The sequence below is a fragment of the Fulvimarina manganoxydans genome (genome assembly GCF_900176465.1).
In the GTDB taxonomy this organism is placed as follows: Bacteria; Pseudomonadota; Alphaproteobacteria; order Rhizobiales; family Rhizobiaceae; genus Fulvimarina; species Fulvimarina manganoxydans.
Genome location: NZ_FWXR01000024.1, coordinates 46,941 through 70,537, shown reverse-complemented (window position 1 = coordinate 70,537; position 23,597 = coordinate 46,941). Strand labels below are relative to the sequence as shown.

The following is a 23,597-nucleotide window of genomic DNA, read 5'->3' as shown; positions in this document are numbered from 1 at the left end:
GAAAGTCGCAATCATCGCCGTCGCCAGAAAGCTTCTCACCGTCCTCAACGCCATGCAGAGAGACAAAAAGGCCTTCGCATGAACACAGTTGCCATGCCGCCATCGTCAGAGTGGCACTTGGGCGGAAGGTGGGCGCGAAGCAGACCGCACGCCTTATGGATGTGAGCGGCCTTCGACGCATGGGTCCTGAGACCCTGACGGGCCGAGGATGACGACCGGTATTAATCGGTGCGTCCAACCCTCAGTTGCGTTTATTTGACACAAGTCGGGTTAAAACGCCGGGCGAAAAGTGCGGCATTATGAAGAAAGATCGCCATATGAAATGATTTAACATTACATATGGCGATACATCCGTTTTCACTAGTGTGCCGCTTCTTGTGTGGCGTTGTGCAGCTGCTGCGCTAACATACCCTCAAGCATGTTTTCCATATCTGACACGGCAATCAGATTGCGCTTCCAAGAGTCATCGGCGCGTTCAAGAGCCCTGTAGTATGGTGTTTTGTCGGCCGCAATTAAATCTGGGATGGTTGGAGTGCCAGGTAACAAGCTATCTAGCTTAATGCTCAATACGACGTATGAAACAACTCTTGCCGTTCTTCCATTGCCATCAGCAAACGGGTGAATCCAATTCATCCGCCAGAGAATGTATGCTGCAAGATATAGACCGGGCATGTGCCAGTTATCATTAACATAGCTGCACATTTCTGCTACGAGGTCTGGGACATCAGCCTGATGGGGCGGAAAATGATTACTCTTTTCGATATAAACTGGAGAGTTACGGTAGGTGCCGGCGAGGGGATGAATGCCATCCAATGCCGTTTGATGTAAACGCAAGATAACCCCTTGAGTTAACTTGAATTTACTGCCGCCCTTTATGTGAGCCCTTATTACCTCGATAGCATCCTTGAACTGTCGGACCCCGTTCTCAGCCTCTCTTTGAGCTTTTTCGTCGGGGTCCATGATCAGTTCGACAGGGTCAGCTCTGCTGTGCCGGTCCTCGCTCATTTGCGTGCAGCAGCATCCTCCAGGGCGACCCTGTCATCCGCTTCAGCTACCATCTCTCTAGTGATTCGCTCATTCTCAATATGAGTGTTGCCATACACAAAGCTCAGACGCTGCTCTCTCATCTGATCCTCAGTCATTTCAATTCGCTGCGCTTTTGCCACTAGTGCTTCTAGAGCAGAAGTCATTTTCGGTTCTCCTCAGGCGACTAATTCACGGCATACTGATCACAAGATCCGATCCCGTATCAATCGGCAAGGCCGCTCGCAGTTCCGATCGTGCCCCGAGCGTACCAAAATTGCGCCAACGCGCTTAGGCCTCTACGCTTACGTGGCGGGCGCCGATTGCATCTCTCCAAACACCGTATCAAAACGAACAGGTGCTTTCGGGCCGGTCGTAGCCGAGCGTGTCGAGATTGGAGACCTGGTGGAGGAAGCCTTCCTGGGGCGAGTCGGTCACGACCGAATCCTCGGTGCCGAGCAGGATGGGCTGGCGCAGCTGCCAGTTCCAGTTGCGGAAGGTCAATCGCTGGCCCTTGAAGGCGGCGACCGTGAAGTCGTCCGACTTGATGAAGTCATCGAGCACCTTCGGATCGGTCGACTGGGTGCGCGAGGCGGCTTCGCCGATGATGCGCACCGCCGTCCAGGCCTGCATGTCCTCCGATTCCATGCGCCGGCCGACGGCGTCCTCGAAACGGTTCTGAATCTGGGCCCCGCCCCATTGCTCGCTCGCCGGATGCCAGGAGCCCGGCGTCAGGCCTGCAGTCCCTGCGACGGGGCGCGGGATCCATGTGCGCCAGGGCACATAGGTGCCGAAGACCTCGGACCGATCGGCGACGAGGAGAACGTCGTGTTCGGGCAGGTCCTGCAGGAAGACCGGCAATTGGCGCTGGACGAGCGCCTGGCCGGAATCGGTCGCGCGGGCGCCGCCTTTGTCCTCGAACACCTTCTCGGCGACGATATTGCCGCCGAATTTCGTCGCCGAGCGCTTGAGCGATTCGGCAAAGAGCTGGTCGGCCTCGTGCTCGCCTTCGACCAGCGCCCAATCGCGCCACTGTTTCCACATGAGATATTGGGCGAGCCCGTCGGTCAGCATCGCCGTCGAGGGCGCCGTATGCAGCATGTTCGCCCGGCAGTCCTCGTTGCGCAGATTGTTCTCCGTCGCGCCGGCATTGAGGACGAGGGCATCGGCGCTTGCCGCCATGTCGGCGACGGTCAGCGTATCGGCGGCCGACAGGTCCGTCACGATGTAGTGGACGCCGGCATCGAGCATGGCTTGCGCCGCCGGCTTCACGTCGTCGCCGGGTTTCAAGGTCGTCACGTCGAGCGTGAAGCTCTGACCCATGAAGGAGCCGGTCGTGTTGTTATCGGCGATGGCGACATTAGCGCCGGCAAGGCCGATATCCTCGGGCGGGATGTTCAGGGCCGAGAGAGCGAGCGTGCGCTCATAGGTCCGCAGAAAGCCGATCTTGACCTCGGCCTTTGCCTGGGCCGCGCCGACCGTCGGGGCCCCGGGAGCAGCGCTCTCCTGGGCAAGGGCTGCTGGGGCTGCGGACAGCAAGACCACCGCCAGACATCCGCCGACAATAGCGCGAGACACCGCTCTCACCTGTTTCGTCATGAATTCCTCCCAAAAGCGGCCGGTCTAGGCCGGCACGCGGCGCCGTCGTCTCCTCGGCGCTCACCTCGTCTCATTCGTATTTCGCCACCGTGAACCCTAAGCACCGGTCCGTTCGCTCCATCGCGCGCGGATCGGCTGTCCGAAAGGGGGCCTTGCGGTCGCACCGCTTTCCCTCGCATGGTCGGGCCGTAGCCGATTCCCTCCCTAATCGGCGCCTTGCGGGTCGCGCTTGCACCGGGCTCGGAGCGAGAGGACGCGGTGGGCGCCGTCGATCAAGAGGCGACACACATGATCGTAACCAAGCTTTGCCAAGCGGCCCGGGCGAGACAAGCAAGACTTTTTCCCGTTGTCGCGGCGCTCCTGCCGGCACTGCTGATCCTTCCCTCCCTGGCCGGCACGCCGGGTGCGATGGCGCAGGAGCAAAAGGCGGAGGACGCCCGAGAAGAGGTCGCCATATTACCGTTCGAACTGATCGATTCCAGTCTCGAAGGCGATATGATGGGCGAGAATCCCGACGAGACGAAGCGTTTGGAGCGCCTCGCTCCGATGCTGCGCGAGGATTTCGAAACCCTGCCGCATTTCGACGCGATCGACGTCTCTCCGGTTGCGGAGGATGTGAAGCAGGTCAATCTCCAGGCCTGCGGCAATTGCGGCATCACCTTCGGCGAAAAGCTCGGCGCGGACATCGTTGTCCTCGGCACCGTGCAGAAGGTGTCCAATCTCATTCTCAATATCAATGCCTATGTCTTCGACGTTGAGAGCGGCGAACAGATCGCGCGTGGCAGCGCCGACATTCGCTCCAACACCGACGAAAGTTGGAAACGCGGCCTGAATTATCTGTGGGAGAACGTCTTGCAACGTCAGCTCGAGGATCGCGGGTGATCCAATTTCTTGCCAGCGTGACCGGGCCGCAGGAGGCCCTGATCGCAAGCCGCTCCGGCGCCGACATCATCGATCTGAAGAACCCGGCCGATGGCGCGCTCGGCGCGGTCGCGCCGGACGTTCTTGCCGAGACGATTGCGGCGCTCGCCGGCGAAAAGCCTGTCTCGGCGGTCGCCGGCAACTGCCCCATGGAGCCGGCGGCGGTCCTAGCCGCCGTCGAGGCACGGCGGGCGGCCGATTTCGTCAAGATCGGCCTGTTTCCGGCCGCGCCTGCCGCGACCCGTGCCGTCATCGAGGCGCTTGCCGAGATCGCCGGGGCAACCCGCCTCGTCGCCGTGCTGTTTGCCGATGCGCAGCCGGATTTGGCGCTGGTCGAGACGTTGGCCAAGGCCGGCTTTGCCGGCGCCATGTTGGACACGTTGGACAAGACGTCCGGCGGTCTTTTGAAGCATCAGTCGCCGGCTAGCCTTGCGCGCTTCGTTCGCTCGGCCCGCGACAACGGCCTGATGACCGGCCTTGCCGGCTCGCTCGAAGCCCCGGACGTTCCGCGCCTTGCCGGCTTGTCGCCCGATTATCTCGGCTTTCGCGGCGCCCTGGCCGCGAGCGGGCGCGCGGGCGCCCTCGATGGCGACAATGTCGCGATGATCGCCGACTTGATCCGGCGGGCGAACCAAGCGGCATCGCATGAGGCTTCGATCAAGCCGGTGGTGACAGCGGCAAAAGCCTTCGCGGACACTGAGACAGAGGGCGACCTTATCTTCGTACGCGATTTCGTTCAGGAGCTCGAAATCGGAGCCTATGGCCATGAATATGGGCGGCGCCAGAAAGTGCGCTTTACGGTGGAGGCGCGCATCGATCCGATTCCGGACGATGCCCGCACCATGGCCGACATCTATTCCTACGACGTCATCATCGATGCGATCCGGGCGCTCGCCGAAGACGGCCACACCGTGCTCGTGGAGAAACTCGCCACAGCCCTCGCCACGACCTTGAAACGCGACAAGCGGGTCCAAAAGGTGAGAATTCGCGTCGAAAAGCTCGAATTGGGGCCGGGTGCGGTGGGCGTTGAAATCGTCCGCTGACGGGGCTTCGCGCGGCTGCAAGCCGTTGGAAAGGCGACGATGCTGCGCCGCACACCCTCGGCCAAGACGAACCGAGATCGAGACGAAATATCGTCTCGCGCGCAAACCGCTCTTGTGATCGCATGAGCAACCCAACACAATGGTGATTGGGTCGCGGCACCAAGTTTTCGGAACGAAAGGGTCGGCAAATGCGTCAATAGCGTGACAAGAAATTCAAAAGGATGATCAACATCCTTCGTTACTTGAGTGACCAAAGACACTCAAGGAAGAGTGCGCTCTAGGGAGGTCCCGCCATGAACAGAATGACCGTCGTCAAGCTGGGAGGAAGTTCGATCGGATCGCCGCATTTGAGGCGGTGGATCGCGGCGATCGAGCAGGCGGATGGACCGATCGTCGTCGTGCCGGGCGGTGGACCCTTTGCCGAGGTGGTGCGGCGCTTCCAGGTTCGTCTCGGCTTCGACGATCGAGCGGCCCATGAAATGGCGACGCTCGCCATGGAGCAGTTTGGCTGCGCTTTGGCTAATCTGTCCAAACGCCTTGTCGGCGCTCGAAGCATGGACGCGATCCGTCTGGCCCAGAAGGACGGGCGCATCCCGGTCTGGCTGCCGCGTGACATGGTCATGGCCGATTCCGCGATCCCCCAGGACTGGTCTGTCACCTCCGACGCCCTCTCGGCCTGGCTTGCCGGGCAATTCGAAGAGGCCAATCTCTGCCTCGTCAAGCTGATCGACGTTCCGGCCAATTCCAATCTCGACGCGCTCACTGGCGCGAGCATCGTCGACGACAGCTTCGCCTCCATGCTGCGCTCGGGCACCGACCTCTTCATTGCAGGGCCGATGGATCTCGTGACCGCTGGCCAGCGATTTGCCATCGGCGGCGTCCCGGGGCGGCAGGTGGCGACACGGCTGATCACCGCGACCAATCATCAGGCGATCGCCGGCTGAATTCGCACCGTTTTCGATGCAAAGGATCAGGCTTCGCGCTTGGCAAGCGCCGACAGATCGCCGACATAGCGGCTCATGGCGCGCGAACGCATTCTCTTCCTGACCGGGCATCTGGCCCATCCAAGGCTCGAAAGGCTTCTGACCGGCCTTGGCGAGACCGATTTCGACTGGTCGATCGCCGATATCGGCGTCAAGGTCGCGGCGCTTGCCACCGGCGACATCATCGAGCGGCGGCTGAAGCGCCCGGTGGAGGCCGACCGGGTCATGCTGCCCGGCCGCTGCCGCGCCGACCTGGACCGGCTTTCGCAGCATTTCGGCGTCGCCTTCGAGCGCGGGCCGGACGAACTCGCCGACCTTCCGGCCCATCTCGGCCGAAAGGGGCCGCCGCCGGATCTCTCGCGCCATTCGATGCGGATCTTTTCCGAGATCGTCGATGCCTCGGCTTTGTCGGTCGAGGAGGTGGTTGCGCGCGCCGCCGCCATGCGGGCCGATGGGGCCGATGTGATCGATCTCGGCTGCCTGCCCGATACGCCTTTCCCCCATATGGAAGAGATGATCGCGGCCCTGAAGGCGCAAGGCCACGCCGTCAGCGTCGATTCGGCCGATCGCGAGGAACTCGCCCGTGCGATCGCGGCCGGCGCTGACCATGTTCTCTCACTGACCGAAGAGACACTCGATTTGGCCGAGGGCTCCTCGGTCATGCCCGTTCTGGTGCCCGCCAGGCCCCATGACATGGATTCGCTCGGCCGGGCGATCGAGACGGCGCGGGCCATGGGCCTTCGCTTCATCGCTGATGCGATCCTCGACCCGATCCATTTCGGCTTTTCCGCCTCGCTTGCCCGCTATCACGCGCTTCGCGCGGCCCATCCCGACATCGAGATCATGATGGGAACGGGCAATCTGACCGAGCTGACCGATGCCGACACCTCCGGCATCACGGCCATGCTGCTCGGCATCTGCTCCGAGCTCGAGATCGGCCATCTCCTCATCGTCAATGTCAGCCCCCATACGCGCCGCACGGTGGCCGAGCACGATCTCGCCCGGCGCATGCTCTTCGCCGCGCGTCAGGACAATGCGCTGCCGCGCGGCTATTCGGCCGGGCTGATGACCGCCCATGACGTTCGGCCCTTTTCGGCAAGCCCGGCCGAGATCGCCGAGATGGCGGCCGACGTGAAGGATCGCAACTATCGCATCCAGGTCGCCGAGGACGGGGTCCATCTCTACAATCGTGACGTCCATGTGGTGGAGACGGACGCCTTCGAATTCTTCCCCCATATCGATGTGGGCGAGGATATTGGGCATGCCTTTTATCTCGGTGCCGAATTGCAGAAGGCGGAGATCGCCTTCTCCCTCGGCAAGCGCTATGCCCAGGACAATCCGCTCGATTTCGGCGTCGCGGCTCCGCCGCGCGAGGCCGACCGCACGCGGCTGGAAAAAGCCGGCCACACGCTGAAGGCCAAGACCGGCAAGGCGAAGGGCGACAAAGACGCGGACGACAACGAAGCGGCCGGTCCGGCGAGCGACGAGGCGGCGGACGCAGACGAAGGGGAGGCCTCATGCCCTATATCCGCGAGACGGTGCTGACGACGAAGGGGGGGGATGGCCGCATCCATATCGCCCCGCTCGGCATCATCGAGGATGGCGATCACTGGATCGTCGCACCCTTCAGGCCCTCGCGCACCCTCGACAATATCGCCGAAACGGGCCGGGCGGTCGTCAACTATACGGACGACGCGCTGATCTTCGCCGGCTGCCTGACGGGGCGCAAGGACTGGCCGCTGACACCGATCGAAGGCTGCGACATTCCCCGCCTCGAAGCCGCGCTCGCCCATGACGTTCTCGAAGTCGTCGATCTGCGCGAAGACGAGGTGAGGCCGCGCTATCGCTGCCGCATCGCCGCCTCCGGCCAGCATCGTCCCTTCACCGGCATGAACCGGGCGAAGGCCGCCGTTCTCGAAGCCGCCATCCTCGCGTCGCGCCTCAAGATGCTGCCGGCCGAGAAGATCGAAGACGAACTCGCCTATCTCAAGATCGCCATCGACAAGACGGCGGGGCCCGACGAGGAAAAGGCCTGGGGCTGGCTGTTGGAGAAGATCATCGACCATCTGGCCGAGGTGGAGCGGGAGAAGGGGTGAATCGCTTGCCGCCTTCCGTGTTTTTATGCGATCTTGAGGATCAATCGGCGAGGGCGTCATGGACGTGAAAGAAGCTGTAAGGCGAGCTAAAACCTACGTAACTGACCTTCTTGCTGAGGAAGGGCTAACGAATCTCGGCCTTGAGGAAATCGAATACGACGAGAGCAGAAATGTTTGGAGGGTGACGGTTGGTTTTTCCCGTCCGTGGAATACGCCTCGTTCCGCCCTTTCAAATCTAACGATCGACCCCGCTTTAAAGCGAGCTTACCGGGTCGTAGATATTCGCGATGACAATGGCGAAGTGCTTTCGTTGCGAAGGCGCGAGACGATCAACGAGGAATGAGTGGTCTTGTCGTCATCGATACGAATGTCGCCGTTCTGCTGGCGGTCGGCCTTGTCGATATCAGGATCATCAAACGCCACAAACGTCTCCAGAAATACGACGAGATCGACTTTCGGAACCTGATAAATCTGATCGGTCAATTTAGCGAACTGATCTTTATTCCGAATACACTGACCGAGACATCCAACATCGTTCGATATCTTGGCGAGCCTGACCGATCGATTGTGTCGGAAAAGCTTGCTGAGATGGCTTCGAACCATCAAGAAATCTTTATCTCCAGCCAATCCGCAGCAGGGCGGCGCGAATTTGTGCGGCTCGGCCTCGCCGACAGCGCTTTGTTGATCATGGCCGAAAACGGTGCATCTCTGATTACGGACGATGCGGCGCTCTATGAGGCGGCGGTGAGATCCGGCTACGCAGCGATCAACTTCACACACGTTCAGGCTGCGCGTCCCGATTTTCCTTGAACATCAGCTTCACTTTCTGCCGCACCCCTCGAACCGAATGGGGCTTCGCCTAGTTTCCTGTCCGATTTCGAACCGTTCCAAGTTTCAGGTCGGCCGATCACCGGCGCGCCGAACGGGAACGCAAACGAAAGCGAAGGGAAATCACGTGATCACATTGACGATCAACGGCGAAGAGCATCGGCTCGACGTCGACCCCCGCACGTCGCTTCTCGACGCCTGCCGGGATCATTTGGGCCTGACCGGCTCCAAGAAGGGCTGCGACCACGGCCAGTGCGGCGCCTGCACTATGCTGGTGAACGGCCGTCGCATCAATTCCTGCCTCACCCTCGCTGTCATGCATGAGGGCGACGAGATCACCACGGTGGAAGGTCTCGGCGAGCCGGGCAATCTCCATCCGATGCAGGCCGCCTTTCTGGAGCATGACGGCTTCCAATGCGGCTATTGCACGCCGGGCCAGGTCGTTTCGGCGGTCGGCATGCTGGGCGAGGTCGCCGATGGCTGGCCGAGCAATGCCTCGAAGGATCTGCAAAACGGCGCCGAGCTCAGCGGCGAGGAAATCCGCGAGCGCATGAGCGGCAATCTCTGCCGTTGCTCGGCCTATCCCAACATCGTCGACGCCATCGAGACGGCCGCCAAGACCACCAAGGAGCCCGCATGAGACCGTTTGAATATGCTCGTGCCGGCGAGGCCTCCGAAGCCGTCTCGCTCGGCGGTCGCTTCATTGCCGGCGGCACCAATCTTCTCGATCTGATGAAGCTTCAGGTGGAGACGCCCGACAAGCTCGTCGACATCACCCGTCTGCCGATGCGCGATATTGAGGCGACGGATGACGGCGGTCTGCGGATCGGGGCTCTCGTCACCAATTCCGACCTCGCCGCCGACAAGCGCGTTCGCGACGACTATCCGGTTCTCTCCCGCGCCCTTCTTGCAGGCGCCTCGGGCCAGTTGCGCAACAAAGCCACGACCGGCGGCAACCTCCTTCAGCGCACGCGCTGCGGCTATTTCTACGAGACCTCCCAGCCCTGCAACAAGCGCGAGCCCGGCTCGGGCTGCGGCGCGATCGGCGGCTTCAACCGCATCCATGCGATCCTCGGCACCTCCGACAAATGCATCGCCACCCATCCGTCGGACATGGCGGTCGCCATGCAGGCGCTGGAGGCGAGCGTCGAGACCTTGAAGGCCGATGGTTCGACCCGCACGATCCCGCTGATCGAATTTCATCGTCTTCCAGGCGACACGCCTGAGATCGAGACCGTTCTCGAAAAAGGCGAGCTGATCACCGCCGTCCGCCTGCCCAAATCCTTGGGGGGCACGCAGATCTATCGCAAGGTCCGCGACCGGGCATCCTACGCCTTTGCCCTCGTCTCCGTCGCCGCCATCGTGAAGATGAAGGGCGGGGAGATCGAGTGGGCCCGGCTCGCTTTTGGCGGTCTCGCCCACAAGCCCTGGCGCGACACGGCCGTCGAGGACGTCCTCAAAGGCCAAGCCCCCTCGCGCGCCCTCTTCGACAGGGCCGCCGACGCGCTTCTGGCCGAGGCCAAGGGCCATGGCGAGAACGACTTCAAGATCCCGCTTGCGCGCCGCACCCTCGTCTCGGTGCTCGCCGAAGCCACACAGGGAGCCTGACATCCGATGAACAAGCACGTCATGGACAAGGCGATCGGCGAGACCCGCCTCGATCGCAACACGCAAGGCATCATCGGCAAGGGCGTCGATCGCTATGAGGGGCCGCTCAAGGTCTCCGGACGCGCGACCTATGCTTATGAGAACTTGGCCGGCGAGGATGTTGCCTATGGCTTCGTCGTTCCGGCGCCGATCGGGCGCGGGGCGATCAAGTCGGTCGATACGTCGAAGGCCGAGAGCGCACCGGGCGTTCTCGCCGTGATTTCGGGCGACAAGATTCTGCGCGCCTCCTCCCAGCCGATGGCGCCCGCGGCCCAGACGATCGACGGCGAGGTCTTCCACTACAACCAGCCGCTCGCCATCGTCATTGCCGAGAGTTTCGAGGCGGCGCGCCATGCCTCCCATCTCGTCACGGCGGATTATGAGCCCAAGCAAGGCCGCTACGACGTCAAGGCCCGCGAGACCGTGCGCAAGCCGGACGCGATGCCGATGGAGCCGGTCAATGAGCGCGGCGATTTCGAAAAGGCCTTCGCCGAGGCCGAAGTCCAGTTCGACGAGACCTATACGACGCCCTCCTATCATGCCGCTGCCATGGAGCCCCATGCGTCGGTGGCCAAATGGGATGGCGACCGGCTCACCGTCTGGTCCTCCTGCCAGTTGCTCGAGACCAATGTGAAGCAGATCGCGGCCGGCGTCGGTCTCGATGTCTCCAAGGTGCGTCTCCACTCGCCCTATATCGGCGGCGGCTTCGGCTCCAAGCTCGGCATCGGCCCGGATGCGGTCTTCGCCTCGCTCGGTGCCATGACCGTCGGCAAGCCGGTGAAGATCGCGCTCACCCGCCAGAACGTCTTCCAGCAGACCTCCCGCCGGGGCGAGACCGTCCAGCGCGTGCGCTTCGGCGCGACCAAGGAGGGCAAGATCACCTGTTTTGCCCATGAGACCGACACGACGAATTCGCCGGGCAACGGCTTCTTCGAGCCCTCGGGCATTTCTTCGGTCTTCCTCTATCCCGGCAAGGACCGCCGGATCGCCCACACGATCGTGGAGACCGACGCCCTGATGACCTCGGCGGTGCGCGCTCCGGGCGAGGCGACGGGCATGCTGGCCACCGAAAGCGCGCTCGACGAACTCGCCGACCGGCTCGGCATCGATCCGATCGATTTGCGCCGGATGAACGAGCCGAAGGTCAACCCGCAGGACGACACGCCCTTCTCCTCCCGCATGCTTCTCGAATGTATTGAGGAGGGTGCCGGCCGCTTCGGCTGGGGCGACCGGCCGCAAAAGCCCGGCACGCGCCGCGAGGGCGAATGGCTGATCGGCATGGGCATGTCCTCGGCGAGCCGCAAGAACTCGCTGATGAAGTCCTCGGCCGAGATCGAGATGAGCCCGGACGGGCGCGCCACTGTTCGCACGTCCATGACCGATATCGGCACCGGCACCTACACGATCCTGCAGCAGATCGCCGCCGAAATGCTTGGCCTGCCGCTGGATCAGGTGGATGTGGAGTTGGGCGATACGGCCCTGCCGGCCTCATCCGGCTCGGGCGGCTCCTGGGGCGCGAATTCGGCCGGCTCCTCCGTCTTCGTCGCCGCCGAAGCGATGATCGCGGAACTTGCCAAGCGCCTCGATGTCGACGCCGAGACACTGACCCTGAAGGACGGCCATGCCATTGCCGGCAATCGTCAGATTCCCTTCTCGGAGATCTTGAAGGGTGAAGCGATCACGGTGCTTGGCCAGATCGAGCCCGGCAAGACCGACGAGGAGACCCATCAGGCAAGCTATGGCGCACATTTCGCCGAAGTGGCGGTCAATGTCGTCACCGGCGAGACGCGGGTGAGGCGGCTTCTGACGGTCGGTGCGGCGGGCCGCATCCTCAACCACAAGACGGCGACGTCCCAGTGCTATGGCGGCCAGATCTGGGGCATCGGCTACGCGCTGGAGGAAGAGCTCGTCATCGACACGCGCAACGGCCTGATGGTGAACCACGATCTCGCCGAATATCACGTGCCGGTCCATGCGGATGTGCCCAAGCTCGACGTGGTTCTTCTCGAAGAGCGCGACACCCATGCGAGCCCGCTCGCCGGCAAGGGCATCGGCGAACTCGCCATTGCCGGCGTCGGCGCGGCGATCAACAACGCCATCTACAATGCGACGGGCGTGCGCGTGCGCGACTATCCTGTGACGATGGACAAGCTCCTGTCGCAGCTGCCGGACGACTATCTGACGGCGGCTTGAGAGTAGCGCCGCCACGGCGGGCTAGACAACACGAAACAGGGCCGTTCGGGCCCTGTTTTGCCATCGGTCGAAATCACGACCGATGGCCGAAGACGGTGAGGGCGCTATTCTCGCCCTCTCAATGACAGGAGGCGATGGAATGAGCGACATCACGATCCGGCAATTCACCTGCCGAAGCGACAATTTCGGCGTTCTCGTCCATCATGCGGGAAGCGGTACGACGATCTCGATCGATGCGCCGGAGGAGAAGGCGATCCTGTCGGCGCTGGAGACGGAGGGGTGGAAACTCACCCACATCCTGACGACCCATCACCATGGCGACCATGTGGAGGCCAATGAGGCGCTGAAGGCGAAATTCGGCGCGACGATCTATGGGCCGAAGGACGAGGCGGCGAAGATCCCCGGTCTCGATCATGCCGTTGCGGGCGGCGACAAGATCGATGTGGGCGGGGTCGCCGTCGAGGTCATCGCGACCCCGGGCCATACAGCGGGCGAAGTGTCCTATTATCTGCCGCAGGCGAAGGCGCTCTTTGCGGCCGATGCGCTCTTCTCACTCGGCTGCGGGCGCCTCTTCGAGGGCGATGCGGCGATAATGTGGGCGTCGCTGAAGCGTCTGCGCGATCTGCCCGACGAGACGATGCTCTATTGCGGCCATGAATATACCGCGACCAATGCACGCTGCGCGCTGGATATCGATCCGGGCAATCTGCTTTTGAAGGAGCGGGCGACGGAGGTCGAGCATCTGCGGTCCGGCGGACAGTCGACCCTGCCGGTCGAACTCGGTCGTGAAAAGCGCACCAACCCGTTTCTGCGCGCCGACGACCCCGAATTGCAGCGCGCCGTCGGCATGGCGGACGCCGATCCGGTGGACGTCTTCGCCATGATGCGCGAGAAGCGCAACGGCTATTGAGGCGGAGGCCGACGAGGGCAAAAGGGGTGGTGAGGATGGGGAGCGCAGAATGATTCCCGAGGCCCGGCGCATCGTCGAAACGCTCGATCTGAAACCCCATCCCGAAGGCGGCTGGTTTCGCGAGACCTTTCGCGACACGCAGACCGATGCGGCGGGCCGGGCCCATTCGACGGCGATCTATTACCTTCTCGAAGCCGGCGACACCTCCGCCTGGCACAAGGTGAGCGACGCGGTCGAAGTCTGGCACTATTATGCCGGCGCGCCGCTCGTCATCACCGTCTCGCCTGACGGTCACGACGCCTCGGCCCATCATCTGGGGCCGGATATTGCGAGCGGTCAGCGCCCGCAATTCGTCGTGCCGGCCGGCTGGTGGCAGACGGCGACGAGCCTTGGCCGCTACACGCTTGTCGGCTGTACGGTCTCGCCCGCCTTCCGCTTCGAAAGTTTCGAGATGGCGCCCGATGATTGGCGTCCAACGCCGCGCCCGCCGAAAGGGCGATAAATTCGAAGGCTTGACGGGGTGGCCGAAGCGCCGCGTTCCGCCTTGACGGCGAAGCGCATTGCGATTATAGGCACCCACGAACCTCCGATCATGCCCGCTTCGCATGGATCGCGCCGTCTTCGAGCGGCGGCGCGGCATGGACGGGCTTGTTGAGCATTAAACAAAGGGGAAACCCATGTCGCGCGTCTGCGAACTCACCGGCAAGGGCGTTCAGTCCGGCAACAACGTGTCTCACGCCAACAACAAGACGCGCCGCCGCTTCCTGCCCAATCTGTGCAATGTCACGCTGATCTCCGATGCCCTCGGCCAGCGTTACCGTCTGCGCGTCTCCGCCCACGCTCTTCGCTCGGTCGAGCATCGCGGCGGCCTTGACGCCTTCCTGATGAAGGCTCGCGACACCGAGCTGTCCCAGCGTGCCCGTCTTCTGAAGCGTCAGATCGCCAAGAAGGTGGAGACCGAGGGTCAGACGGCCGTCTCGGCCTAAGCTTCGAAGCGGTCGCGCTCGGGCTGAGGCAGCCGGACCGACACTTGACCATCCTCATGAGGCCGGACGATCCATCGCGATCGGCCGGCCTTCTGGTTCCATCACCCAGGATAAAAAAATGAATTTCCTCAAGACCTATCCGCTGCCCATCGCAGCGATGACGCTGATCGTTCTGGCCTCCAATATCGCGGTCCAGTATCCGATCTTCGCGCAAGTGGGCCCGCTGCAGCTGGCGGACGTCCTCACCTATGGCGCCTTCGTCTATCCCTTCGCCTTTCTGGTCACCGATCTGACCAATCGGCGCTATGGCGCGCGAATTGCCCGGCGCGTGGTCTTTTCCGGCTTTGCCGTCGCGGTCGCCTGTTCCATCCTCGTGCCGCCGCTCCTCTTTAAGGCCGGGCTGCTCGCCTTCGAGACGGAGCCGGGGCGCCTTGCGCGCATCGCGATCGCCTCGGGGTCGGCCTTCCTCGCCGCCCAATCCCTCGACATCTTCGTCTTCGACAAGCTGCGAGGCACCCGCTGGTGGCGCGCGCCGGTCGCCTCCTCGCTCTCGGGCTCAATTCTCGACACGACGGTGTTCTTCAGCATCGCTTTTGCGACCATCTTCGTCTTCGTCGGCCCCAATGACGGGTTTGCGCTGGAATCCGGCCCGCTCTTCGGGGTCCTCGCGATCGAGGCTCCGCGCTGGGTGTCCTGGGCGCTTGGCGATCTCACGGTGAAGCTGACCATCGCGGTCTGCGCGCTTCTGCCCTATCGCCTCGCCATGCAGGTGGTCCGCCCCATGCGCCAGGTCGCGGCCTGACGGTCGGGTCCTGAAGCAAGGCATGTGGGCCGATCAGAACAGATCGCCCTGCTCGCGCTCTTGGGATATCGGTTTCTTGCGCCGCTTGCGCGGACCGAAGGCGCCTGTCGCGCTGTCCTCCGATCCCGTCGTCGCGATGGCGCCGATCCGTTTGCCGCCGGCAAATTCCAACGACAGGACCGCGCCGGCATCAAGAGCGGCCGGATCGGTCACCGGTCTGTCCTCACGGTCGCGCACGATCGCATAGCCGCGGGCAAGGACCTTTTGCGGTCCGAGCCCGCTCGCCACCCGCCAGATATTGGCAAGCTGGTCGCGCCGCAGGCGCGTCAGATCGCGTTCGGCGCGGGCCAGACGGTCCGACAGGGCAGTCAGGCGCAGTCTCGCCGCCTTGGTCAGGGCGCTGACGCCCATAGGCTGGATGACGGATGCCGCCTTCTGATAGGCGGCGCGGCGCCTCGCCAGAAGTCCCGCCATGGCGTGATCGGCCTCGGCTCCGCTCTGGCGCAAGGCGCCGCGCTTGTCGCGAACGGCCCCGTCGAGGGTCGAGAGCGAAAGCCGGCCGGCGGCTCCGGAAAAGGCCTGACGGCGCTCGGAGATCAGAACCCGGAAACCCGAATCAAGGCTGGATGCCGCCTCGTCGAGGTGCCTGCGCGGCAGGGCCAGCAGCATGTCGGCGGTTGGCAGGGCCCGTGCGGTCTGGGCGACGAGGCGCCGGTCCTGATCGAGCCGCCGGGTCACGGCCTGGCCGAGCCGCGCATGGAGCCCGGCCACGTCGGCAATGAGTTCGGCGCGGACCGGAACGGCCATCTCGGCGGCCCCGGTCGGCGTCGGGGCCCGCCGATCGGCGGCGTGGTCGATCAGCGTCCAGTCGGTCTCGTGGCCGACGGCGGAGATCAGTGGAATTTCGGATGCAGCCGCCGCGCGCACCACCGCCTCGTCGTTGAAGCCCCAGAGATCTTCCAGGCTGCCGCCGCCCCGCGCCACGATGATGACGTCCGGGCGCGGCACCTTGCTCTTCTCGCTTAGCCCGTTGAAGCCGGCGATCGCGTTTGCCACCTGATCGCCCGAGCCTTCCCCTTGCACCTTCACCGGCCAGACGAGGACATGAACCGGGAAGCGGTCGGCGATCCGGTGGCAGATGTCGCGGATGACGGCGCCGGTCGGCGAGGTGACGACGCCGACGACACGCGGCAGGAAGGGCAGGGGCTTCTTGCGGGCCTCCGCGAACAGCCCCTCGGCTTCCAGCATCTGGCGTCGTTCGTTGAGGAGCGCCATCAGCGCTCCGGCGCCCGCCGGCCGCACATCCTCGATGACGATCTGATATTTGGACGAGCCCGGATAGGTGGTGAGCCGCCCCGTCGCAACGATCTCCAGGCCCTCTTCCGGCTTGAAGGCGAGCTTGGCGAAGGACGTGCGCCAGATGACGGCGTCGATCCGCGCCTTGTCGTCCTTCAGGGAGAAATAGGCGTGGCCCGAGGCATGGGGCCCGCGATAGCCGGACACCTCGCCGCGAAGGCGCACATGGCCGAAGGCATCCTCGATGGTGCGCTTCAGGGCGCCGGAAATTTCCGACACCGTGAATTCGGCGACATTGGAGGCAGGTCCCTCGCCGGGATCGGTATCGGGGAAAAGGGCAGGGTCCATGCGGCTCATGCGGTCTTTTTCGGCCCCGCTTGGCACCCCGTCAAGCCGGCTTTGGTCTTTGCGGCGTTTCGCCGGGCCTGCGAATGGCCGCTGGGCGGTGCGCTTGCCAGACGGTGGGCCGCTCTGGAATAAGCGGGTCAGACATTCGATCGACCGATCCGTTCAAACCTTCGGGGCCCCCATGCAGAAATCCCAAGAGCTTCTTCCGATCCTGACCGGTCAGCCGGTCATTCCGGTGGTCGCCGTCGATTCGGCGCGCCAGGGCGTCGAGCTTGCGCGGGCTCTGGCCGCCGGCGGCTTGAAGGCGATCGAGGTGACCATGCGCACGCCGGCCGCCCTCGATGCCATCAAGGCGATCGTTGCCGAGGTGCCCGAAGCGATCTGCGGCGCCGGGACCATCCTGTCGCCCAAGCATTATGAAGAGGCGAGCGAGGCCGGTTCGCGCTTCATCGTCTCTCCCGGCGCGACGGTCGAGCTCCTCGATGCCGCGAAAGAGGGCTCGGTGCCGCTTCTGCCGGGCGCTGCGACGCCGAGCGAACTGATGGCGATGATCCAGGAAGGCTACGAGGTCCTGAAATTCTTCCCCGCCGAACAAAGCGGCGGCGTCGCCTATCTCAAGTCCCTCGCGCCGGTCTTCCCCAATCTGCGCTTTTGCCCGACGGGCGGCGTCTCGCCGACGAATGTCGCGTCCTATCTTACGCTCCCCAATGTGGTCTGCGTCGGCGGCTCCTGGGTCGCGCCCAAGGAAGCGCTTTCGAGCGGCGATTGGGATGCGATCACCAAGCTGGCAAAAGAGGCGAGCGGCCTGTCGGTCTGATCGTTCGCTACGCTGAATCGGGTCGCGTTCGCCCTTGACGGCGGACGCGAAGGATGCGCATCTATCCCTCGCGCGCGGGTGTAGTTCAGTGGTAGAACGCAAGCTTCCCAAGCTTGATGTCGTGGGTTCGATCCCCATCGCCCGCTCCAATCGGTCCTCGGAGATTGAGAGGCCTTGCCGCTCCGTCGTTCGCGCTCTCCTCATGGTGACAAGCCTTTAAGTGGGCGACCGGGCCGAGATCGCCCTCGCATCAGCCCTTGGAACGTTCTTGCCGTACTTGTGAATGTTGGACTCGCGATTGGCCTTTTGGGATACCTATCTACAAGAGGGTTCGAGGCGTCTGCCGGCTGGACTGCGCCAGAGCTGATCACCATTGTCTTGGCAGCCTTGGCGGTCATGGTCACGATACTTGGGATTTTCGTAGCCATTCTCGCGGTTTGGGGGTTCGGAACACTGCGTGAGCTTGCTCGTGAGGCCGCTATGATAGAGGCACGGAAAGTTGCAAGGGAGGTCGCAGAGCCTACGGCTGCACGGACGGCTGAAGAGATGATCAATCAGCTCCGGATGAATGAGGAAGGCGGAGATTACGGAGCTGCAGCGGCGGAGGACAGCGGCGATGGCAGTTGATCGGATGGTTTCGGCAGGTGTCGTCGATCGCTTTCTTGGCGAGCGGCCCGTCGATGTACGAGAAATGAGCAAAGCACTCGGCATTCGGATCGAAACCAAGGCGCTGCCGGACAGCATTTCCGGCAAGATCGAGCGGGTAGGTCTGTTCGGTGATGATTATGTAATCACGGTCAATTCAGGTCATTCGGCGACGCGGCAGCGCTTCACGATTGCCCACGAGATCGCCCATTTCATCCTCCATCGTGATCTGATCGGCGACGGTATTGTCGATGACGCATTGTACCGCGACCATCGCCTCGGCGATGAACGCGAGCGTCAAGCCAATCGTTATGCTGCGTCTCTTCTGATGCCAAGAAGACAGGTCAGAGAGGCGTGGGATAATGGAGCGATAACCAAAGGGGCTCTGGCTCGAGCGTTCGACGTTTCGCCAGCGGTTGCAGAAATTCGAATGCGCGAGCTCGGCTGTGTTCTATGGCCGAAACCGGCTCAAAATCAGGTGTTCTAAGTCGACCCATTCCATCGGTCTGCGTTTGGTTCACATACCATTTTTCCAAAAGAATTTCTGGCACTGAAGTGTGAACGGAAGCGTTGGAGCGGGCGCGTCGGCCCTCACGGGATCGTTGTCGAATTCGAAAACCGCCGCTTCCTGCCGAAGGTCGATCTTCCGACCGAATCATCTCATTCATCCTTCCTCTCGCCGGCCATCGCGATCTTCCGCCGGGCCGATTGCTCGGCCAGGAGAATGCCGCCGATGACGAAGGCGAGCGCCAGAACCTGATAGCCGTGAAGCGTCTCGCCAAGGAGCGCCACCGCAAGGATCGAGCCGAAGATCGGAACGAGATTGATGAAGAGATTGGCCCGGTTGCCGCCGATCAGCTCGACGCCGCGAATATAGAAGGTCTGGGACAGGAGCGAGGCGAAGACCGCCGTATAGAGGACGACGACGAGGCCCTGCAGGTCGGGCCATTGCGCTGCCCCGCGCGCGCTTTCGACAAGGGCGAAGGGAACGGCGGTGATCAGCGCCGCGATGGAGAGGCAGAAGATCGAAGATTGCCAGGAGATAGCGGGTTTGAGGCGAAGCGCCGCCGTATAGAGGCCGTAGACGAGCACCGCGAAGAGCATCCAGGCATCGCCGCGATTGAGATCGAGCGATAAAAGCGTCTTCGGATCGCCATGGGAGGCCGTCAGCGCGACGCCGATCATGGTGATGAGAAAGCCGACGATCTGAAGGGGGGCGACCTGCGTGCGAAACAGAAGGAAACTCGCCACGAAGACGACGAGCGGCATCGCCGATTGCTCGATCATCACATTGATCGCGCTGGTATAGGTGACGGCGGTGTAGAAGGTCGCGTTGAAGACCGTGAAGCCGCAGGCACCCAGACAGAAGAGGAGCGGCAGGTTCTGGCGGATGGTCGGCCAGTCCCGCCGCACATGGCCGATGGCGAAGGGCGCCATGATCAGGCAGGCGAGGGTCCAGCGCAGAAAGACCAGGATCATCGGCGAGACATGGCCGATGGCGAATTTGCCGGCAACCGCATTGCCGCCCCAGAACAGCGTCGTCAGTGCCAACAGGACATAAGGATGGCCCAGGATGCGCAGCATGGCGCCCTCTTGAAATCAGATGGTCGTGGTCATCGATCGCGACGCCGGGCCTTGACGGGGCCGGAGGGATCGGGTCGATGCAGGACGGCGTGAAAATGGCGCATGCCGTTCGAGGCCGGTCGCAGCGCAAGCGAAGACGTTCGGGCTTCTTAGCGACTGTCGGCCCGGCGAAGCAAGCGGCGGGCAAGGCTGGTGTTTCAAACAAGGGGTTGACGCTGGTCGCCCTTCGCGACGAAACGCGCCTCGTTGATCGAGAATCCGCGCCGCTTCGAGCGGCGCAAACCGGAAGACAAGCGGGAGTTTCGTCATATGGCCAATGTGGTCGTCGTCGGGTCGCAATGGGGCGACGAGGGCAAGGGCAAGATCGTCGACTGGCTTTCGGAGCGGGCCGATGTGGTCGTCCGCTTCCAGGGCGGTCACAATGCCGGGCATACGCTCGTCATCGACGGGGTCTCCTACAAGCTGTCCTTGATGCCTTCGGGAATCGTGCGCTCCGGGAAATTGTCGATCATCGGCAATGGCGTGGTCTTCGATCCGCATGCCTTCGTGGCCGAGAAGACGCGCCTCGAAGCGCAAGGGGTCTCGATCACCCCGCAGTCGCTGCGCATCGCCGACAATGCGGCGCTGATTCTGTCGATCCATCGGGAACTGGACGCCGCGCGTGAAAACGCGGCTGCCGCCGGCACCAAGATCGGCACCACCGGCCGGGGTATCGGCCCGGCCTATGAGGACAAGGTCGGCCGCCGCGCCATTCGCGTCATGGATCTGGCCCATCCCGAGAGCCTGCCGGAGCGGATCGAGCGCCTGCTCGCCCATCACAATGCGCTGCGCCGTGGCCTCGGCGAGGCCGAAATCGATCCGGCCGCAATCCTTGAGGAGCTGAAAAGCGTTGCCGACGAGATCACCCCTTATATCGATCGCGTCTGGCGCCTTCTGGAGACCCGCCGCAAGGCCGGCGAGCGCATCCTTTTCGAGGGCGCCCAGGGCGCGCTTCTCGATATCGATCACGGCACCTATCCCTATGTGACCTCGTCCAACACCGTGGCCGGCCAAGCTTCGGCGGGCTCGGGCGTCGGGCCGGGCTCGGTCGGCTACGTGCTCGGCATCACCAAGGCCTATACGACCCGCGTCGGCGAGGGCCCGTTCCCGAGCGAGCAGGACAACGAGGTCGGTCAGTTTCTGGGCGAGCGTGGCCGCGAATTCGGCACGGTGACGGGCCGCAAGCGCCGCTGCGGCTGGTTCGACGCGGTACTCGTGCGCCAGTCGGTGGCCATCAACGGTATTTCGGGCCTCGCTCTCACCAAGTTGGACGTGCTCGATGGTCTCGACGAGATCAAGGTGGTCACCGCCTATCGTCTGGATGGCGAGACGATCGACTATCTGCCCGCCAGTCTTGCCGAGCAACAAAGGCTGGAGCCGGTCTACGAGACCTTGCCGGGCTGGAAGGAAACCACGGCCGGCGCGCGGAAGTGGAACGATCTTCCAGCCCAGGCCATCAAATATGTGCGGCACGTGGAAGAACTGGTTTCCGCGCCCGTCGCACTGCTTTCAACCTCCCCGGAGCGGGACGACACGATACTTGTTCGCGATCCGTTTGAGGACTAGAGTCTTTTTACGGATGAACTCGGGTGTCGGGACAATCAGGTAGCAGCATTTCATGGCGGATTTGAGCGGCGTACTTCGCAAGACGATCGATGGACTGCCGCGTGCGACACCCCAAATGCGCGCCAAGGTCTATGACAAGGCCCGGGCCGCCATCCAGCGCCAGATCCAGGCGGCCAATCCGCCGATCGCGCCGGAGGTGGCCGAGGCGCGCATGAACGCGCTCGAAGATGCGATCGAACGCACCGAGGCCCATTATGTGGAGCTCGAGTCCGGTGCGTCCTCCGAGACGGATGCGGCGCCCGAGGCTGCGCCGCCCGAGCCGCAAACCCAGCCGATCGCGCCGGAGACGGCGCCGCCGGTGGCGGCCGAGCGCCCGTCGCCTTCTGACAGCGCGCCGCCGGCGCCTGCCCGCGAGCCGGATCCCGAACCCTATGCGCCGGAGGCCTCGCGTGCCGGGCCGGCGATGCATTCGGCCTGGGGCGCTGCGCCCGATCCCGAACCGGACGACGAGCCGGCTCACGTCAGGCCCGCCGGTGACGAGCCGATGGCCGATCGCCCCGGTGACGGCTGGGGCGCTTCACGCGGCGCGACTTGGGACGACGAGAGCCAGAGCCGCGAAAGCGCGGCCGCCGGGCCCGGCTGGGGCGCCGACACGCAAGGATCGCGAGGCGCGAGCGAGCCGCCGGTCTTCCGCCCGGCCGAGCCGGACGAGACCAGCCATGCGCCGGTCGGCGTCTCCGGTCCCTTCGTGCCGAGCGGCGCGGCGGCGGGCGCCGCTATGGCCGATTACGGCCATGACGACCGGCGCACCGACGAGCGCGAATTCGACCGCGACGAGACCAGCCCGGATCTGGAACATCAGGGCCATGACGACGCCGATCGTCACGCGCCGATTCCGGCCGCCGACATCTCGGCGCCGCGCTATTCGCCCCCGCGCGGAGCGGCGGGACGGCGCAAGGGATCTGGCGCGGCTGTCGGCATTGTCTCGCTGATCGTCGTTGTGGGCGGTCTTGGCGCGGCGGCATGGTTCTATGGAGACGAGATCGCGTCTCTGGTGACGGGCGAGCCAGTCGTTGCGACCAATGACGGTGCGGCAGCGCCCGCCGAGACTGACGGCTCCGAGGCGACGACGGGCGAAGGCGAAACCGACGTGGCGGGCGTCGCATCGGGTGAGGCGGCTGGCACGCGGCAGTACACTCAGCGCCTTCTACCGGATGGCACCGAGGTCGACGAAGGCCCGGCGACGCCCGAGCCCAACGCCTTCGGCGAAGGCACCAATGTGGCAGCGGCCAACGCCGTCGAGCCGGACGCCAATGACGGGACCTCGCCGACCATCGCAGCCGAGATCGGCGAAGATCCCGAGATCGTCGGCGCCGGCGAAGAGCCCTCTGCCGGCGAGACCCCGTCAGAGGCCGGTGCCGAAACAGCGGCTGCGCCGGAAGCCAGCGAAAATGGCGCGATCCCGGTCGCCCAGCGCACGGTCTTCTATCAGGAGCGCACGGCCGATTCACCGGGGACACAGGAGACCGGCAATGTCGTCTGGTCGGTGGTGGAAGAGCCGCCGATCGAGGGCCAGCCGCCGGAGCCTGCCATTCGCGCCGTCGCCGAGGTGCCCGACGAGAATCTGACCATGACCATGACGATCCGGCGCAATGCCGATCCGACGCTGCCGGCCAGCCATGTCATCGAACTTCTCTTCGACACGCCCTCCGGCTTTCCCGGCGGCAGCGTCGCGACGGTTCAGCGCCTGGCGTTGAAGCCAACGGAACAGGCGCGGGGCGAGCCGTTGATCGGCGTCGCGGGCAAGATCTCCGACGGGTTCTTCATCATTGCGCTCAACAATCTCGATCAGGCCGTGCAGAACAACCTATCGCTTCTCGAAAGCGAGCAGTGGATCGACATCCCGATCGCCTATGCGACCGGTCGCCGGGCGCTCGTCTCGATCGAAAAGGGCATTCCCGGCGATCGCGCCTTCAAGGAAGCGATCGCGGCCTGGGACGCAAAGACCTGATCGCCTTGAGAGCCTCGGGTCTTTTGATCGAGGCTCCGGCTGGCTGTTTGACCAGGCGGCCGATTTCGGACGGGACGCTCTGACGGGAGCGAATGACGTTTCAGCGACAGCCATTGTCCGGATGACGAGCGGAATGGGCGGGGCGATATCGTTGCCCGATCACAAGCCGGGCGCTCGATTGACTTTTCGGCCCGCCTCGCGCATGTGGAGCGCCATGACCGTGCGCTCCGCCATTACGAAAACGTCGATCATCTGACGCC

At 63.7% G+C, this 23,597-nt stretch carries 24 protein-coding genes and 1 tRNA gene; 20 read left to right on the top strand and 5 right to left on the bottom strand.

What is annotated here, in order from left to right:
• Window positions 1-360 precede the first annotated feature (360 nt).
• The 3 genes from B9A15_RS19465 to B9A15_RS19455 form a co-directional block, all read right to left on the bottom strand.
• On the bottom strand, window positions 361-960 hold the full coding sequence (locus tag B9A15_RS19465) for a Fic family protein (protein WP_244557040.1): 600 nt from the start codon (window positions 958-960) through the stop codon (window positions 361-363).
• Between the two features lie 41 nt (window positions 961-1,001).
• The gene (locus B9A15_RS19460) at window positions 1,002-1,190 is read right to left on the bottom strand and encodes a hypothetical protein (protein ID WP_084412193.1); all 189 of its coding nucleotides are present in this window, start codon (window positions 1,188-1,190) and stop codon (window positions 1,002-1,004) included.
• Window positions 1,191-1,368: 178 nt separating this feature from the next.
• Window positions 1,369-2,622: an ABC transporter substrate-binding protein gene (locus B9A15_RS19455; RefSeq protein WP_084412192.1), complete on the bottom strand. Its 1,254-nt coding sequence runs from the start codon at window positions 2,620-2,622 to the stop codon at window positions 1,369-1,371.
• Window positions 2,623-2,910: 288 nt separating this feature from the next.
• On the opposite strand from B9A15_RS19455, the gene B9A15_RS19450 reads away from it, so the two are divergent.
• From B9A15_RS19450 to B9A15_RS19385, 14 genes are all read left to right on the top strand, one after another.
• A complete protein-coding gene (locus B9A15_RS19450; RefSeq protein ID WP_084412205.1) occupies window positions 2,911-3,504 on the top strand; it encodes a DUF3280 domain-containing protein in 594 nt (197 codons plus the stop codon).
• Complete coding sequence (locus tag B9A15_RS19445; RefSeq protein ID WP_084412191.1) at window positions 3,501-4,586, top strand: (5-formylfuran-3-yl)methyl phosphate synthase; 1,086 nt, start codon at window positions 3,501-3,503, stop codon at window positions 4,584-4,586. Before B9A15_RS19450 ends, B9A15_RS19445 begins: the two co-directional genes overlap by 4 nt.
• A 293-nt stretch (window positions 4,587-4,879) precedes the next feature.
• On the top strand, window positions 4,880-5,530 hold the full coding sequence (locus tag B9A15_RS19440; RefSeq protein ID WP_084412190.1) for an amino acid kinase family protein: 651 nt from the start codon (window positions 4,880-4,882) through the stop codon (window positions 5,528-5,530).
• A 75-nt stretch (window positions 5,531-5,605) separates the two neighbouring features.
• Entirely contained in the window at window positions 5,606-7,114 is a 1,509-nt protein-coding gene (locus tag B9A15_RS19435) for a DUF6513 domain-containing protein (protein ID WP_244557039.1), read from the top strand.
• On the top strand, window positions 7,087-7,665 hold the full coding sequence (locus tag B9A15_RS19430) for a DUF447 domain-containing protein (protein WP_084412189.1): 579 nt from the start codon (window positions 7,087-7,089) through the stop codon (window positions 7,663-7,665). Before B9A15_RS19435 ends, B9A15_RS19430 begins: the two co-directional genes overlap by 28 nt.
• Before the next feature lie 58 nt (window positions 7,666-7,723).
• The gene (locus B9A15_RS19425) at window positions 7,724-8,008 is read left to right on the top strand and encodes a hypothetical protein (RefSeq protein ID WP_084412188.1); all 285 of its coding nucleotides are present in this window, start codon (window positions 7,724-7,726) and stop codon (window positions 8,006-8,008) included.
• Window positions 8,005-8,475 carry a PIN domain-containing protein gene (locus B9A15_RS19420; protein ID WP_084412187.1) on the top strand — a complete coding sequence of 157 codons (471 nt, stop codon included), beginning with the start codon at window positions 8,005-8,007 and terminating at the stop codon, window positions 8,473-8,475. The genes B9A15_RS19425 and B9A15_RS19420 overlap by 4 nt, the downstream gene beginning before the upstream one ends.
• Before the next feature lie 145 nt (window positions 8,476-8,620).
• Window positions 8,621-9,133, top strand: coding sequence for a 2Fe-2S iron-sulfur cluster-binding protein (locus B9A15_RS19415; protein ID WP_244557038.1), 513 nt, complete (start codon window positions 8,621-8,623; stop codon window positions 9,131-9,133).
• Entirely contained in the window at window positions 9,130-10,101 is a 972-nt protein-coding gene (locus tag B9A15_RS19410; protein ID WP_084412185.1) for an FAD binding domain-containing protein, read from the top strand. Before B9A15_RS19415 ends, B9A15_RS19410 begins: the two co-directional genes overlap by 4 nt.
• A gap of 6 nt (window positions 10,102-10,107) precedes the next feature.
• Window positions 10,108-12,333: a xanthine dehydrogenase family protein molybdopterin-binding subunit gene (locus tag B9A15_RS19405; RefSeq protein ID WP_084412184.1), complete on the top strand. Its 2,226-nt coding sequence runs from the start codon at window positions 10,108-10,110 to the stop codon at window positions 12,331-12,333.
• A 139-nt stretch (window positions 12,334-12,472) separates the two neighbouring features.
• Entirely contained in the window at window positions 12,473-13,243 is a 771-nt protein-coding gene (gene gloB, locus B9A15_RS19400) for a hydroxyacylglutathione hydrolase (RefSeq protein WP_084412204.1), read from the top strand.
• A 49-nt stretch (window positions 13,244-13,292) separates the two neighbouring features.
• Complete coding sequence (locus tag B9A15_RS19395; RefSeq protein ID WP_084412183.1) at window positions 13,293-13,745, top strand: cupin domain-containing protein; 453 nt, start codon at window positions 13,293-13,295, stop codon at window positions 13,743-13,745.
• Window positions 13,746-13,920: 175 nt separating this feature from the next.
• A complete protein-coding gene (gene rpmB, locus B9A15_RS19390) occupies window positions 13,921-14,229 on the top strand; it encodes a 50S ribosomal protein L28 (protein ID WP_084412182.1) in 309 nt (102 codons plus the stop codon).
• A gap of 118 nt (window positions 14,230-14,347) precedes the next feature.
• Window positions 14,348-15,031 carry a queuosine precursor transporter gene (locus B9A15_RS19385; protein ID WP_084412181.1) on the top strand — a complete coding sequence of 228 codons (684 nt, stop codon included), beginning with the start codon at window positions 14,348-14,350 and terminating at the stop codon, window positions 15,029-15,031.
• A 33-nt stretch (window positions 15,032-15,064) separates the two neighbouring features.
• Here the strand turns inward: B9A15_RS19385 and xseA are convergent, their stop codons facing one another.
• Window positions 15,065-16,675, bottom strand: coding sequence for an exodeoxyribonuclease VII large subunit (gene xseA, locus B9A15_RS19380; protein WP_084412203.1), 1,611 nt, complete (start codon window positions 16,673-16,675; stop codon window positions 15,065-15,067).
• A gap of 181 nt (window positions 16,676-16,856) precedes the next feature.
• Here xseA and B9A15_RS19375 point away from each other — a divergent pair, with 181 nt between their 5' ends.
• The 4 genes from B9A15_RS19375 to B9A15_RS19365 all read left to right on the top strand — a co-directional run bounded on the left by B9A15_RS19375 (window position 16,857) and on the right by B9A15_RS19365 (window position 18,624).
• Window positions 16,857-17,492, top strand: coding sequence for a 2-dehydro-3-deoxy-phosphogluconate aldolase (locus B9A15_RS19375; RefSeq protein ID WP_084412202.1), 636 nt, complete (start codon window positions 16,857-16,859; stop codon window positions 17,490-17,492).
• Window positions 17,493-17,566: 74 nt separating this feature from the next.
• Window positions 17,567-17,641 (top strand) — tRNA-Gly (locus tag B9A15_RS19370).
• A 130-nt stretch (window positions 17,642-17,771) separates the two neighbouring features.
• Entirely contained in the window at window positions 17,772-18,119 is a 348-nt protein-coding gene (locus tag B9A15_RS22685; protein ID WP_139798499.1) for a hypothetical protein, read from the top strand.
• Window positions 18,109-18,624 (top strand): ImmA/IrrE family metallo-endopeptidase, encoded by a 516-nt coding sequence (locus B9A15_RS19365; protein WP_139798498.1) that lies wholly within the window; start codon window positions 18,109-18,111, stop codon window positions 18,622-18,624. The genes B9A15_RS22685 and B9A15_RS19365 overlap by 11 nt, the downstream gene beginning before the upstream one ends.
• Window positions 18,625-18,797: 173 nt before the next feature.
• On the opposite strand, the gene B9A15_RS19360 is transcribed toward B9A15_RS19365, so the two are convergent.
• Window positions 18,798-19,721 carry a DMT family transporter gene (locus tag B9A15_RS19360; protein WP_084412179.1) on the bottom strand — a complete coding sequence of 308 codons (924 nt, stop codon included), beginning with the start codon at window positions 19,719-19,721 and terminating at the stop codon, window positions 18,798-18,800.
• A gap of 309 nt (window positions 19,722-20,030) precedes the next feature.
• Between B9A15_RS19360 and B9A15_RS19355 the strand changes: the two genes are divergently transcribed.
• Entirely contained in the window at window positions 20,031-21,326 is a 1,296-nt protein-coding gene (locus B9A15_RS19355) for an adenylosuccinate synthase (protein ID WP_084412201.1), read from the top strand.
• Between the two features lie 52 nt (window positions 21,327-21,378).
• Window positions 21,379-23,337, top strand: a complete 1,959-nt coding sequence (locus B9A15_RS19350) for a hypothetical protein (RefSeq protein ID WP_084412178.1) — start codon at window positions 21,379-21,381, stop codon at window positions 23,335-23,337.
• Window positions 23,338-23,597: the final 260 nt, after the last annotated feature.